Source organism: Orbaceae bacterium BiB (genome assembly GCA_036251205.1).
In the GTDB taxonomy this organism is placed as follows: domain Bacteria; phylum Pseudomonadota; class Gammaproteobacteria; order Enterobacterales; family Orbaceae; genus Orbus; species Orbus mooreae.
In genome coordinates this window covers 2,526,943-2,540,622 of record CP133958.1, presented here as the reverse complement: position 1 = coordinate 2,540,622, position 13,680 = coordinate 2,526,943, and the positions used below count along the sequence as shown (strand labels likewise).

Genomic DNA, 13,680 nt, shown 5'->3' with positions numbered 1-13,680 from the left:
ATTATTAATAAAAATCAATTTCTTAGTTTAAATTTAAATAATTTAGAAACAGTAAAGATACAAAACCGTATAAAAATTGTGTGAAATGTGTGCCTATGATAAAATAACACAAATTTAATAACTCAATTATTTGGCACTATGATACCGTCAGAAAGGCAACAACAAATCTTAGATCTCGTGGCAGAGAAAGGTGTTATCAGCATCACGGCATTGATAGAAAAATTTAATGTTTCACATATGACAATTCGCCGTGATATTCAAAAGCTAGAAAAAACGGGGGCGATTGTCTCGGTATCTGGAGGGATTCAAACGCTTGAGCGTTTGCCCTTTGAGCCATCACACTCCAATAAAGCTTTAATGAGTGAATATGAAAAAGAGCGTATTAGTCAATGTGCAGCAGAACATATCCTACATGGCTCTTCTATATATCTTGACGCAGGGACCACTTCACTGGCCTTAGCTAAAAATATTGCACATCGTTCAGATCTTATTATCATAACTAATGACTTTGTTATTGCTGCATTTTTAATAGAACATAGTGCTTGTAAATTAATCCATACTGGTGGAGTAGTATGTAGGGAAAACAGCTCATGCGTCGGGACATTTGCAGCTAAAATACTTCTAAATACCTATGTTGATATTGCATTTATTTCGACTTCATCATGGAGTTTAAAAGGATTAACCACCCCAGATGAAGACAAAATAGCAGTCAAAGAAGCCATTATTAATTCTAGTGGTAAACGTATCCTCATCACTGACTCATCTAAATATGGTAAGGTTGCTACATTTTTTATTGCACCACTAACTGTATTTGATCTAATTATTACGGATAATAAACTATCAGAACATGCTATCAAGACAATAAAGGAACGTAACTTAGCGATCCAAATTGCAAAATAGTCGTCATTTTTTATAGACGATATTTAAAATAGACATATACATTCAGATACCATTATTCCCAAATTAGTTATCTAATATCACAGCGAATTAAATACCATAATATTTCAGTAATTCGCTAAAAATAATCCTAAGATTATGGATAATTATGCGAGTTTATCTGCTCTAACCAATAATCAATACGATCGGGAATCTCTTTAATAATCTGTTTCATTTTATTATCAGGTTTAGCATTTCCCCTTAAGCTACGTAATAGGTTCAAATCGATATCTTCAAACGCTGGCAACATGACGAATTCATCTAATGGCGTTAATTCTCTCTGCTCATCGCGAAGCTGCTCTAATAATCTACGCTGTTTTTCTACATAACGCTTTAAATTAGTATATTCATTAGTTAGCTGCTTAACTTGCTGAGGATCATTAATCATTTCATTAAGCTCTATTGCCATAATCTTAATTTTAGTTAGTCTATTCATTGTAATTTGCTCATTAATCTTTAGAATAGAATAAATATTATCATATAGATAAATATCAACAAATATAAACGAGAGTTATTGTGATGAACATTGATTTAAGTAAATATACTGGTTTGATTTTTGATTTAGATGGCACGTTAATTAATACTGAATGTGCGCATAATTATGCTTGGCAACAAGCAATGGCTAAGCATGGTTTGGTATTTGATGCAAATTTAAGAAACAAGATTGGGGGGGCACCGAGTCTTTTTATGGCGCAAACTTTTTTAAATGCGAATAATTCAGATTTGCCCGCGGAGCAGCTCGTACGGGAAAAAAACAAAATTTTACCCGAAGTTTTGTTAGATAAATCACAAACATTACCGTTGGTTGAATTAGTTAAAGCGCAATATGGTAAGAAAAAAATGGCGGTAGGAACAGGAAGTGATCGAGATGTTGCGCTTAGTGTTCTAAACCATTTCGATCTTGTCCGTTATTTTGACGCTATAGTCTCATCAAATGATGTTACTAAACATAAGCCAGCCCCTGATACTTTTTTAAAATGTGCTCATTTATTAACACTTCAACCAACGCAATGCTTAGTCTTTGAAGATGCTGATTTTGGTGTACAAGCAGCCAAAGCAGGTAATATGGATGTATTTGATGTCAGATTAGGTACAATAGCCTTAGCGTAATATCAATACAATAAAAAAGCCCAGTACAATAACTGGGCTTATGTAGTTGAATCAGATAATCACTGAGCTTTTAGCGCTTTATAAAAAGCATCCAATTGATCTTGAGCTTCTTTTAATTCATATTCAGCAGCTTTGACTTTACTTTCTCGTTTAGCAATTTTTTGAGGATCTCCTTTTAGCTGTGCTTCTTGTAGATCTTCTTGCTTATCTTGTAAATTTTCTAATTTATCTTCTACTTTATCTTTATACTTCTCTTCAAGACTTTCATTAGTACAGTAAGTATTAACGTCATCTAATGCTTTTTGTAAACCTTGAGCTCGATAAGTATTATTTGCTTTTTGAGCATAATCAAGCTGAGTTTGGATAGCCTCTTTTTTCCCTGCACAGGTTAATCCATCAAATTGATCTGCAACAGCATAACTACTTGCCGCCATAGTTAAAGCTATTAAACTGATTTTAAATAGTTGTTTCATAATTAACTCCTTCTGTATCCTTATTATATATCACTTACAATCTTGCGATTATTCACTATTTTCTTAGTTGTACACTATCGACACGGTGATCAACACCTTTAGTTAAAATTAAACTCGCTCGCTCTCTGGTTGGTAAAATATTTTCAACCAAATTTAATTCATTAATATTTTTCCAAATCTGTTCCGCTTTAGCTAAAGCTTCCCCTTCTGATATTTGTGAATAATGGTGAAAATAGGAATTAGGATCACTAAATGCTCCGGCCCTAAATTTTAAGAATCGATTGATATACCAATCGTGTAATAATGGAATTTCCGCATCAACATAAATAGAAAAATCCACATAGTCAGACACAAATACACGATTATTACCAGCATTAAAATTGGCTGGATTTTGTAGTACATTTAGTCCTTCTAAAATGAGGATATCCGGACTCTCGATTTCAACAGATTCACCAGCAACAATATCATAAACTAAGTGAGAATAAACCGGTGCGCTAACTTGGGCTACACCAGATTTTATATCCGAAACAAATTGTAATAATTTTTTTACATCATAAGACTGTGGAAAGCCTTTTTTATGCATAATATTTCGTTCTTCTAAGACTTTATTCGGATAGAGAAAGCCATCCGTGGTCACTAAAGCAACTTTTCGATGCTCCGGCCAACGAGTTAATAACGCTTTTAAGACTCGAGCCGTCGTACTTTTACCAACAGCAACGCTACCGGCAATACCAATTACATAAGGAATCTTATAATTTTGCCCTAAAAATTTCGATAAAATCACCTGACGAGTAAAATGATTACCAATATAATAATTTAATAATCTAGATAGCGGCAAATAAATATCGGTAACTTCTTCAAGAGATAACTCTTCATTTATCCCTTGTAATAACTTTAATTCATCGCTAGTCAACGTCATAGGTACAGCATTACGTAACGCTGCCCACTCATTACGTTTAAAATGCATGTATGGACTTAAGTGATTATTCATAATTAATTTTTCGTGGCTATATTAAAATATTATACATTAACAGTGTTAAATCAATTTTTACTTATCAACCGTAATAAATCAATAAATAAAAATAATTATTATAAATTAATTCGTTCTATTGACCTAATTTCGTTAACTTAGATTAAAATTGGCAATAGCTGCAATTAAAAGACCAAGATATACTGCTATTTAATCTCACTTCGGTGTATAATCCATCCCATACTCAATATGTTATAATCACTTTAGCAGTGAATAATTAACAAAATATTAAATAAAGAATTTTATGATCAAAAAGAAACCTAAAAAAAGTCTTGCTGAAATTAATGAACAATCAAGACTACTTAAGAAAAAGCGCAAACATAAAGGCTTAGTAAGTGGTTCACGCTTTAACAATAGTGGTAGTTCATCAAGCAAGCAACAAAAAGAACAACTCGATCCTCGTATTGGTAGCAAAAAAGCAGTACCATTAATAGTTGATTCAGCTAAAGCTCCTGCACCGAAAAAAACAGTGGTAGTAAAAAAATTATCACCCGCACAAGAATTACAAGCTCTTGAGAATGATCCGTATCTAGAAAAACTACTCGATCTTATTGATGACGGTGAAATACTCAATGACAAGCAGCAACAAGATCTCGATAAGATGTTAGATCGTATTGATGTTTTAATGAATCAATTAGGTCTATCTGTTGATGATGAAGATGAAGAAGACGAATTAACCGATAATAATAAAGAAGATATTGTTAGTTTGTTAAAACAGCATTGATATTATGTTAGTAATCATTATGCTCAGTTTATATTTTGGATTATTTATCTGTTTTATTCTGTACATGAAAAAACTGAGCAAAATAAAGCGTTCTCTCTTTACTAAACGAGAGCCTAAAATAGCAAATGAGCAAAATAGAAAAAAGTGCAATGTCAAACCAAAACAGTGATAATGAGATTATTTGGGATCAACCATTAATCCAAAAATACAATTATTCAGGCCCGCGGTATACATCTTATCCAACGGCTTTAGAGTTTAATGAGCAGTTTAGTGAAGAACAATTTCTCACGGCTACAGCGCGTTATTCCAGTCGCCCCCTTTCACTTTATGTACATATTCCGTTTTGTCATAAACTATGTTATTTCTGTGGCTGTAATAAAATGGTTACCCGCAATCATAACCGTGTGGAGAACTATTTATCGGCGCTCACAGAAGAGATTAGAGTCCGTTCAAAACTCTTTAAAAATCGCACAGTAACCCAAATGCACTGGGGTGGTGGAACACCAACTTATCTCAATAATGATGAAATCAGCTACTTAATTACTACCTTAAAAGATCACTTTCAATTTTCGCCAGAAGCGGAATTATCCATTGAAATTGATCCTCGTGAAATTGATATACAAACGATTGATCATTTAGCTAAGGTTGGCTTTAATCGACTTAGTATGGGGATTCAAGACTTTAATCCAGAAATACAGCATTTAATTAATCGAGAGCAAGATGATAAGTTAATTGAGGCCTTAATTCAGCAAGCAAGAAAAAATAACTTTAAGTCTATTAGTTTAGATCTTATTTACGGATTACCTAAGCAAACTGTGGCAAGCTTTATGCAGACACTTGCTAAAGTTGTAACATTATCCCCTGATAGATTAAGTGTATTTAATTATGCACATCTACCTGCTCGCTTTGCATCACAACGCAAAATAAAAGATGCGGATTTACCTAGCCCGGCTGAAAAATTAAAGATTCTACAAGCCAATATTGAATTTTTAACTAACTCAGGCTATCGTTTAATTGGAATGGATCACTTTGCTAAACCAACTGATGAACTTGCTATAGCTCAACAAAATGGCGTCTTGCATCGTAACTTTCAAGGTTATACTACACAGGGTGAAGCAGATCTTCTCGGTCTCGGTGTTTCTGCAATTAGTATTTTGGGTGACTGTTATGCACAAAACCAAAAGGATTTAAAACAATACCAAGAGCAAGTGAATCAGACTGGTAATGCACTTTGGAAAGGCTTTATGATGAGTGAAGATGATAAGATTCGTCGCGACGTAATCAAGCAACTAATTTGTCATTTCTATCTAGATAAATCAATCATCGAAAAAGCTTATCACATTAACTTTAATGATTATTTTGCTGAAGATCTGCAATTATTATCGCCATTAATAGAAGATGGTTTAGTCACTAATGACTTAAATACAATTACAGTACCAGCTAAAGGCCGCTTATTGATCCGCAATATCTGTATGTGTTTTGATATTTATATGCGTAAACAGGTCCGTCAGCAGCAATTTTCAAGAATTATTTAACTATCATTAGATGCACAGGAAATTCAAGTTCTGTGCATCTTTTTACCAATGGTAAGAGATATCATATCAAACATAACTGATGCTACATACCCTTGAATATCAACCCAAACTTAATCAATTTGTTCTCCTTTATTATTATATGTAGAACCATCATGAAAAAAGTAAGAGATACTATCTGATCCATTCCTTTTACTGGCAGTTAAGTATGTATCAAATCGTTTGATAAGCGAATTAGTCGGACTAATTAATTGATATTTATCATGTTGTTCAACTAAAGCAGAACCACCAATAAATTTACTCGCACTTTGATAGAGACAGGGAATCGTTAATTTACCTTGAGCATTAATATAACCATATAGTTGATTACTGCTACATTCAACCGCTGCAAGCCCTTCTGAAAAAGGCGAAACATTAACATATGGCTCTAAAGCAATCTTCACTACCTTACCTTGACGATTAACAAAGCGTTGTTGCTGTTTGTCAGTGGTCACTAATAATAGATTATTTTGACTAAAATCATCGACTACATCAAAATAAGGTGCTGTTGATAATTGTTGCCCTTTATCATCGTAGAGATGATAAATATCATAACAATAGTAAGTGATATTATCACTGCCTGTTGTACTATATTTATAATAGTTTGGTTCTTGTGTTACACATATCTCATTTTTTATAATAAAATTATTTTTATCAACAGTTACTCGTCCTTGACCAGAAAATAATTTTTGTAAGGTATTGCTGTTATAAACTTCATTATTATCTATTTGTTCTGCCTTATTGCTCCGGCTAGCAATAATAAAAGATTCAGAAATGTAAATGTTACTATATTGCAAAGGAAGGGCTAATTGATGATTTTGGATATCGACTAATCCTTTGGTAAAATTATTATTTGCATCCTGATTAACGATAATCCAGCGCTGTAAATACAGTTTACTATCCATCATATAAAATGGTTGTGGTGCAAATTGTTGATTGACCGAATCTAATCGATAAATCTTATAATTCCAGCCATCATTAATAAGTGAAACTCGATAATATTGATCAACCAGATAGTCAATATCACGATAATTCCCGTCAATGATTATCTCTCCAGTTTCACTTCTTAATCCTTTAGCATTATTATCACCGAAAGAAGCTACAATCGTATTATTATAATATGGAGATTTCGAGGTGTTAATCTGCGCTTGGTACACCATCATTTGTGGTTCAGGCTTAACAAATAACGTTATTGTCATCGGCTGACGTTTAAAATAATAGGCAACTCTAGTTGTGAATTGCCCATAAACCTGCTGCAGATTTTCTGATAATACCTGAATATGTTCTTCTAAATAACGTAAAAGCTGAGTTTTGTTGGTAATCACTTTTTGATCAATTTGATTCAATAATATTTGATAAAAATTGATAATAATGTCTATTTCAGGCTTATTAAATTGGTATGACCATTGATTTGATGAGTTGATAATATGATTTTGTTTGTCTGTTGCTTCTACATGTAAAATGCTATCAGGATTTCGATTACCGAATTCAAATTCAGCCACATTATTATCTACTGACAATAAATTAATATCACCTTGTTTAGTCGATAACTCCGATGCAGTAAAAGTTAAAGTTTCTAGCGGCTTATCAGGGACCGCATAATTGACCAGAAGATCGATAGTTGTAATTCGTTTGGTACTTTCAACAGAATATTGTAAACGAGCTCGATAAATATCGAGAGAGTTATCTTTGAGCTCTAAAAATGTGCCATCATAAAAAGTAACCTTCTTCAGGCTAATTAGTGGTGTAGTAAAATTATAACGCTTATAAGTGGTTAACAGATCTCTTATATCATCAGGTAAACCAACAAGTTGTATGATTGAGTTTTCATCTTCAATTGATTGTGAAAAAGAAAGATTTTTCACTAATTGCGTTACCATTTGCTGTATTTGATTTCGATCGATGATAATAAAAGCATCCGACTTATCCGTTTGCTCTACTGAATCAAATTTAATAATCGGTAAAGTATCATGATTAAGTGGAAAACTTTTTAAGTGACTCAAATCCTGCCGTAATATAGAAGTCATTTCGGTAAAATTTTTATCGGCCAAAGAGTCCTCAAAATGACTTAATAGTGATTGCGAGTCATAATCGTTGCTTGAGTTAGCAAAAACAGGGTTTGACCATAAAAAGCATCCGAAAAGACAGATTGAAATTAAAAAATGTTGATATTTCATATAGTTATTATTCTCAATTATCAGCAAGTTATATTAAAAATTTTATTTAGTCAGTGAACAATATACTCACTAAATTTATAGAAATTAATATTATCATCATCAATTTCATTTTGCATAAAAAAACCCAGCATAAGCTGGGTTTGAATTCTTTTGTAATACGAATTAACGTTTTGAGAATTGTGGACGACGACGCGCTTTGCGTAGACCCACTTTCTTACGTTCAACTTTACGCGCATCACGAGTAACAAAGCCCGCTTGACGTAGTGAAGGACGAAGAGTTTCGTCATATTCCATTAACGCACGAGTAATACCGTGACGAATCGCACCAGCTTGACCAGAAATACCACCACCTTTAACAGTGATGTAAAGATCTAGTTTACCAACCATTTCTACTAACTCTAAAGGTTGCATAACAACCATACGAGCAGTATCACGACCGAAGTATTGCTCTAAAGAGCGTTGATTAATTACAATGTTACCACTACCTGGTTTAATGAAAACACGAGCAGCAGAACTTTTGCGGCGACCTGTACCGTAATATTGATTATCAGCCATCTTTTATCCCCTTAAATATCTAATACTTGCGGTTGTTGTGCCGCATGGTTGTGCTCACTACCTGCGTAAACTTTTAATTTACGGTACATTGCACGACCAAGAGGACCTTTCGGTAACATGCCTTTTACAGCAATTTCGATGACTTGTTCAGGATGACGTTCAATCATTTCTTTGAAAGTCGCTTCCTTAAGACCACCAATATAGCCAGTATGACGATAATAGATTTTATCAGTGCGTTTTTTGCCAGTTACAGCAACTTTTTCTGCATTGATAACGATAATATAGTCACCTGTATCTACGTGTGGTGTATATTCTGCTTTATGTTTACCGCGAAGACGGCTTGCGATTTCAGTTGCAAGGCGACCAAGTGTTTTACCTGCCGCATCAACAACGTACCAGTCGCGTTTTACTGTTTCTGGTTTAGCTGAAAAAGTACTCATTAGTATTTTACCTAAAAGTTTTAGTTTATCTCACGTCAATAAATCAACCATTTGATTTATCTACACTCTTTTGTTTATTTAAAGAATCCTTCACCCCTTCGAGCTGTCAATTCGATGAATAAAACAACAAGGCGATGTCGGGAAAACATCGCCGTAACGTGGGTGGAACTATTATACAGAAATAAAACAAGATCGCTAGTTACCACAATAAAAAATTATTGTGGTTTTACGTTAGATTTTATCAGCCGAAAAAACAACACCGGTCTGGCGTCTAATTTCAGTCAATAATTCTGATGATATAGTGCTTAATGTTAAGCCTAAATGATAACTAGTACTTTGCTGACAAAGACTAGCAAACTGTTTAGCCTCATAATACATTGTATTTTCTTGCTGTGGTAAAGTAATATCTTGAGCTGCACCTTGACGAGGTTTATAGATTATTTTTTCACCCACAGAAAGGTGTTCAATAATCAATGATCCCTCCTCGCCTTGTATCTCGCTAGGAATACAAGAATCACTAACTTTAGAGTGCCAAATTACAACATCAAATTCACCATAGTTCATCAGTACAGAGCCATGGCCATCAACACCAGATGGTAATAGATAGGCTTGAGCCATCAGTTTATTAGGTTTACCCCATAAACCAACAGCAAAATTCAGAGGATATACGCCAATATCCATAACTGAACCATTGGAAAATTTAGGATTAAAGGTGTTCGGATTATCTCCATCTAAATAACGAGGATAACGAGAGGAATATTGGCAATAATTTAAAAAAGCTTTACGGATTTTACCAAGCTTAGGTAAATACTGCTTTACGAGTTCATAATTTGGTAAGTAGAAAATTTTTAACGCTTCAAAAATAACTCTATTATGGCGTTTAGCTATTTCAATTAGCTCATTGACTTGTGTAATATTTGACGATAATGGCTTTTCACAAATAACATGTTTACCATTCTCTAACATCAATTTTGATTGTGCAAAATGTAATGAATTTGGACTTGCAATATAAACAGCATCAATAGCATTGCTTTGAGCTAAACCAATTAAATCAGTAAAAATAAGATTCACACCATACTTATTCGCAAATACCTTTCCGCTCTCTGTAGAACGAGAATATACAGCAACAAGTTCATACTCTCCTGTTTGTAAAGCAGCTTCGATAAATTTATCTGTAATCCAATTGGTACCAATCACGGCTAGTTTAAGCATTGCATCCTCTCCATAATATTAAAGTAAAAAGGCCCCAAAAGGCCTTTAATTATCATCAATCGGTTAAAAAGAATTTTAACGATGGATTATCCGTTTCATTACGATAATCATAATTGAGTTCAGCTAAATGGCCTTCGAAAGCTACATTATGCGCATCAATTTCAAAAGCAGCAAGTACTCGCCCATAATCAGTACCATGACTACGATAATGGAATAACGAAATATTCCAGTCGGTACCTAATGTTTGCAAGAATTTTAGCAATGCACCTTGAGACTCAGGAAATTCAAAACTATATACCTGTTCTTTGATTTTTCGACATGGTTTCCCACCGATCATATAACGAATATGGAGTTTAGCCATTTCATCATTCGACAAATCAGCAACTTGATATCCCCCAGCTGTTAATTCGGCAATAATTTCTTGCTTATCTTGCTCACCATTATTAATTCGCACGCCGACAAAAATACACGCTTGTCCTTGATCATGATAACGATAGTTAAACTCTGTCACAGTACGGCCGCCCAGTAATTGACAGAATTTTAAGAAGCTTCCCTTTTGTTCTGGAATGGTTACAGCAAATAACGCTTCTTTTTTCTCTCCTAATTCACAGCGCTCAGAAACATAGCGTAAGGTATGGAAATTAAGATTTGCACCAGATAGAATATGAGCTAGATTTTCACCGCGAATATCATGTTGTTCAACATATTTTTTCAATCCAGCCAATGCTAAAGCTCCTGATGGTTCTGCTACTGCACGAACATCATCAAACAGATCTTTAACTGCAGCACAAATTTCATCACTATTAACAATCACAATATCATCAATATATTGCTGGCATAAACGAAAACTTTCATCACCAATACGTTTGACGGCTACACCTTCAGCAAATAAACCAACACGGTTCAAATCAACAGGATGTCCGGCATCAAGTGCAGCTTTTAAACATGCAGAATCAGCAGCTTCGACTGCAATCACTTTGATCGATGGCATAATTTGCTTAATAAGTACCGCAATACCAGCGGCTAAGCCTCCGCCACCAACAGGTACAAAAATACGATCTAAGCGTGCATTTTGTTGTAAAAGCTCCATAGCCACACTACCTTGGCCGGCAATGACTAATGGATGATCAAATGGAGGAATAAATGTACGTCCTTGTTGCTCAGCTAATTCAATTGCTTTATTTTTAGCTTCATCAAAATTAGCACCATATAATAATACTTCTCCACCAAAACCTTTTACTGCATCGACTTTAATATCAGGCGTTGTCATCGGCATGACAATCAATGAATTAATACCTAATTTTGTTGCTGACAGTGCAACCCCTTGGGCATGGTTACCCGCTGATGCAGCGATAACACCATTCTTACGTTGTTCCGCACTTAGACTTGCAATCATGGCATAAGCACCACGGATTTTAAAACTATGGACTTGTTGACGATCTTCTCGCTTCACAAACACTTGGTTACCCAAGCGTTGTGATATTTTTTCCATCGCCTCAAGTGGCGTTACTTCAGCCACGTCATAAACCGAACTGCAAAGTGTGGCTTTTAAGTAGTCAGAACCACTCAAATTATATTGGGCTGCTTTTGTCACCTTAACTCCCTAATTTACTTTTATCGCGTACGGCGCCCTTATCTGCACTGGTAGCTAAACTTGCATAAGCTCTTAAAGCAAAAGAGACTTGTCGTTTGCGATTTAATGGGGTCCACGCTTTATCACCACGTGCGGCTTGTGCAACTCGGCGCATTTCTAGCTCTGTTTCGCTAACATCCAATACCAATTTACGATTCGGAATATCGATATCAATAATATCCCCATCTTTAACTAAACCAATAACGCCGCCACTGGCCGCTTCAGGAGAAATATGCCCAATCGATAAGCCTGATGAACCACCAGAAAAACGACCATCAGTAATAAGAGCACATTTTTTACCTAATCCCATCGATTTTAAGTAGCTAGTTGGGTATAGCATCTCTTGCATGCCTGGACCGCCTTTTGGCCCTTCATAAATAATAACCACAACATCACCAGCAACAATTTTGCCGCCCAAAATAGCACTAACTGCATCTTCCTGACTTTCAAATACTTTTGCTGGACCACGGAACACTAAATTTTCTTCAGCAACACCGGCTGTTTTAACAATAGCACCATCTAATGCGACATTACCATATAGGGTAGCAAGACCACCATCTTGGCTATAGGCATACTCTTTGGAGCGGATACAACCGTTTTGTCTGTCATCATCCAAAGTATCCCAATAACAGTCTTGAGAGAAAGCTTTAGTTGTACGAATTCCTGCTGGGCCACTGCGGTACATCTTTTTAACTTTTTCATCTTTGGTTAACATAATGTCATACTTATCAAATGTCTCTTGTAGATTTAATCCTAAGACATTCTTCACATTACGATTCAATAAACCTGCACGATCAAGCTCTGCCATAATAGCAATTACACCACCAGCACGATGTACATCTTCCATATGGTATTTTTGAGTACTTGGAGCCACTTTACATAAATGTGGCACTTGACGTGATAAGCGGTCAATATCAGACATAGTAAAATCGACTTCACCTTCTTGCGCAGTAGCTAATAAGTGTAGAACGGTATTAGTTGAACCACCCATTGCAATATCAAGTGACATCGCATTTTCATAAGCCGCTTTAGTCGCAATTGCGCGAGGTAACACACTTGCATCATCTTGTTCATAATAACGTTTAGTCACTTCAACAATATGTTTAGCTGCATCAAGGAATAGTTGCTCACGCTGTTTATGAGTAGCAACTAATGACCCATTACCAGGCAAAGCTAAACCTAATGCTTCAGCTAAACAGTTCATTGAGTTTGCGGTGAACATTCCTGAACATGAGCCACAAGTAGGACAAGCTGATTCTTCAATTTTTTGACTATCTTCATCAGATACATCAGGATTGGCACTTTGAATCATTGCATCAATTAAATCTAATTTAATGATTTGGTCTGACAGTTTAGTTTTACCCGCTTCCATCGGCCCACCAGACACAAAAATAACTGGGATATTTAATCGTAAAGCTGCCATCAACATACCTGGGGTAATTTTATCGCAGTTCGAAATACAGATCATCGCATCCGCACAATGTGCATTAACCATATATTCAACGGAATCAGCAATCAATTCACGAGAAGGTAATGAATACAACATTCCGCCATGTCCCATTGCAATACCATCGTCAACGGCAATAGTATTAAACTCTTTAGCAATACCGCCTGCTTGCTCAATCTCTTTCGCCACAAGTTGTCCAATATCTTTTAAATGCACATGACCTGGTACAAATTGTGTAAAAGAATTGACTACCGCAATAATTGGCTTACCAAAATCTTCATTTTTTACCCCAGTTGCTCGCCATAATGCGCGAGCTCCTGCCATATTTCGACCTTCTACTGATGTTGCTGAACGATACTTTGGCATACAATG

13 protein-coding genes are annotated in these 13,680 nt (G+C 35.2%); 4 read left to right on the top strand and 9 right to left on the bottom strand.

What is annotated here, in order from left to right; all coding sequences use genetic code 11:
* The first annotated feature begins 138 nt into the window (after positions 1–138).
* Positions 139–900: a DeoR/GlpR family DNA-binding transcription regulator gene (locus RHO11_11965; GenBank protein ID WVD61179.1), complete on the top strand. Its 762-nt coding sequence runs from the start codon at positions 139–141 to the stop codon at positions 898–900.
* Positions 901–1,033: 133 nt separating this feature from the next.
* Here RHO11_11965 and RHO11_11960 read toward each other — a convergent pair whose 3' ends face one another.
* Positions 1,034–1,372, bottom strand: coding sequence for a hypothetical protein (locus RHO11_11960; GenBank protein WVD61178.1), 339 nt, complete (start codon positions 1,370–1,372; stop codon positions 1,034–1,036).
* 83 nt (positions 1,373–1,455) lie between these two features.
* Here RHO11_11960 and yqaB point away from each other — a divergent pair, with 83 nt between their 5' ends.
* Positions 1,456–2,046, top strand: a complete 591-nt coding sequence (gene yqaB / locus RHO11_11955; GenBank protein ID WVD62898.1) for a fructose-1-phosphate/6-phosphogluconate phosphatase — start codon at positions 1,456–1,458, stop codon at positions 2,044–2,046.
* A gap of 59 nt (positions 2,047–2,105) precedes the next feature.
* Here the strand turns inward: yqaB and RHO11_11950 are convergent, their stop codons facing one another.
* Together RHO11_11950 and coaA are read right to left on the bottom strand one after the other, a co-directional pair.
* The gene (locus tag RHO11_11950) at positions 2,106–2,519 is read right to left on the bottom strand and encodes a DUF1090 domain-containing protein (protein WVD61177.1); all 414 of its coding nucleotides are present in this window, start codon (positions 2,517–2,519) and stop codon (positions 2,106–2,108) included.
* A 55-nt stretch (positions 2,520–2,574) separates the two neighbouring features.
* The gene (coaA, locus tag RHO11_11945) at positions 2,575–3,510 is read right to left on the bottom strand and encodes a type I pantothenate kinase (protein ID WVD61176.1); all 936 of its coding nucleotides are present in this window, start codon (positions 3,508–3,510) and stop codon (positions 2,575–2,577) included.
* A 283-nt stretch (positions 3,511–3,793) separates the two neighbouring features.
* On the opposite strand from coaA, the gene yihI reads away from it, so the two are divergent.
* Both yihI and hemN read left to right on the top strand, forming a co-directional pair.
* The gene (gene yihI, locus RHO11_11940) at positions 3,794–4,273 is read left to right on the top strand and encodes a Der GTPase-activating protein YihI (protein WVD61175.1); all 480 of its coding nucleotides are present in this window, start codon (positions 3,794–3,796) and stop codon (positions 4,271–4,273) included.
* A gap of 125 nt (positions 4,274–4,398) precedes the next feature.
* Complete coding sequence (gene hemN / locus RHO11_11935) at positions 4,399–5,808, top strand: oxygen-independent coproporphyrinogen III oxidase (GenBank protein ID WVD61174.1); 1,410 nt, start codon at positions 4,399–4,401, stop codon at positions 5,806–5,808.
* 110 nt (positions 5,809–5,918) lie between these two features.
* On the opposite strand, the gene RHO11_11930 is transcribed toward hemN, so the two are convergent.
* The 6 genes from RHO11_11930 to ilvD all read right to left on the bottom strand — a co-directional run bounded on the left by RHO11_11930 (position 5,919) and on the right by ilvD (position 13,674).
* The gene (locus tag RHO11_11930; GenBank protein WVD61173.1) at positions 5,919–8,021 is read right to left on the bottom strand and encodes a WG repeat-containing protein; all 2,103 of its coding nucleotides are present in this window, start codon (positions 8,019–8,021) and stop codon (positions 5,919–5,921) included.
* A gap of 162 nt (positions 8,022–8,183) precedes the next feature.
* Positions 8,184–8,576, bottom strand: coding sequence for a 30S ribosomal protein S9 (gene rpsI, locus RHO11_11925; GenBank protein ID WVD61172.1), 393 nt, complete (start codon positions 8,574–8,576; stop codon positions 8,184–8,186).
* 11 nt (positions 8,577–8,587) lie between these two features.
* On the bottom strand, positions 8,588–9,016 hold the full coding sequence (gene rplM / locus RHO11_11920; GenBank protein WVD61171.1) for a 50S ribosomal protein L13: 429 nt from the start codon (positions 9,014–9,016) through the stop codon (positions 8,588–8,590).
* A gap of 231 nt (positions 9,017–9,247) precedes the next feature.
* The gene (locus RHO11_11915; GenBank protein ID WVD61170.1) at positions 9,248–10,228 is read right to left on the bottom strand and encodes a Gfo/Idh/MocA family oxidoreductase; all 981 of its coding nucleotides are present in this window, start codon (positions 10,226–10,228) and stop codon (positions 9,248–9,250) included.
* 55 nt (positions 10,229–10,283) lie between these two features.
* Positions 10,284–11,822: a threonine ammonia-lyase, biosynthetic gene (gene ilvA / locus RHO11_11910; protein WVD61169.1), complete on the bottom strand. Its 1,539-nt coding sequence runs from the start codon at positions 11,820–11,822 to the stop codon at positions 10,284–10,286.
* Between the two features lies 1 nt (position 11,823).
* Positions 11,824–13,674 carry a dihydroxy-acid dehydratase gene (gene ilvD / locus RHO11_11905; protein WVD61168.1) on the bottom strand — a complete coding sequence of 617 codons (1,851 nt, stop codon included), beginning with the start codon at positions 13,672–13,674 and terminating at the stop codon, positions 11,824–11,826.
* Between the last annotated feature and the right edge of the window lie 6 nt (positions 13,675–13,680).

Coding starts and splice junctions, on each gene's coding strand:
- RHO11_11965 (WVD61179.1), top strand. CDS start 139: ATGATACCGTCAGAAAGGCAACAACAAATCTTAGATCTCGTGGCAGAG.
- RHO11_11960 (WVD61178.1), bottom strand. CDS start 1,372: ATGAATAGACTAACTAAAATTAAGATTATGGCAATAGAGCTTAATGAA.
- yqaB (WVD62898.1), top strand. CDS start 1,456: ATGAACATTGATTTAAGTAAATATACTGGTTTGATTTTTGATTTAGAT.
- RHO11_11950 (WVD61177.1), bottom strand. CDS start 2,519: ATGAAACAACTATTTAAAATCAGTTTAATAGCTTTAACTATGGCGGCA.
- coaA (WVD61176.1), bottom strand. CDS start 3,510: ATGAATAATCACTTAAGTCCATACATGCATTTTAAACGTAATGAGTGG.
- yihI (WVD61175.1), top strand. CDS start 3,794: ATGATCAAAAAGAAACCTAAAAAAAGTCTTGCTGAAATTAATGAACAA.
- hemN (WVD61174.1), top strand. CDS start 4,399: ATGAGCAAAATAGAAAAAAGTGCAATGTCAAACCAAAACAGTGATAAT.
- RHO11_11930 (WVD61173.1), bottom strand. CDS start 8,021: ATGAAATATCAACATTTTTTAATTTCAATCTGTCTTTTCGGATGCTTT.
- rpsI (WVD61172.1), bottom strand. CDS start 8,576: ATGGCTGATAATCAATATTACGGTACAGGTCGCCGCAAAAGTTCTGCT.
- rplM (WVD61171.1), bottom strand. CDS start 9,016: ATGAGTACTTTTTCAGCTAAACCAGAAACAGTAAAACGCGACTGGTAC.
- RHO11_11915 (WVD61170.1), bottom strand. CDS start 10,228: ATGCTTAAACTAGCCGTGATTGGTACCAATTGGATTACAGATAAATTT.
- ilvD (WVD61168.1), bottom strand. CDS start 13,674: ATGCCAAAGTATCGTTCAGCAACATCAGTAGAAGGTCGAAATATGGCA.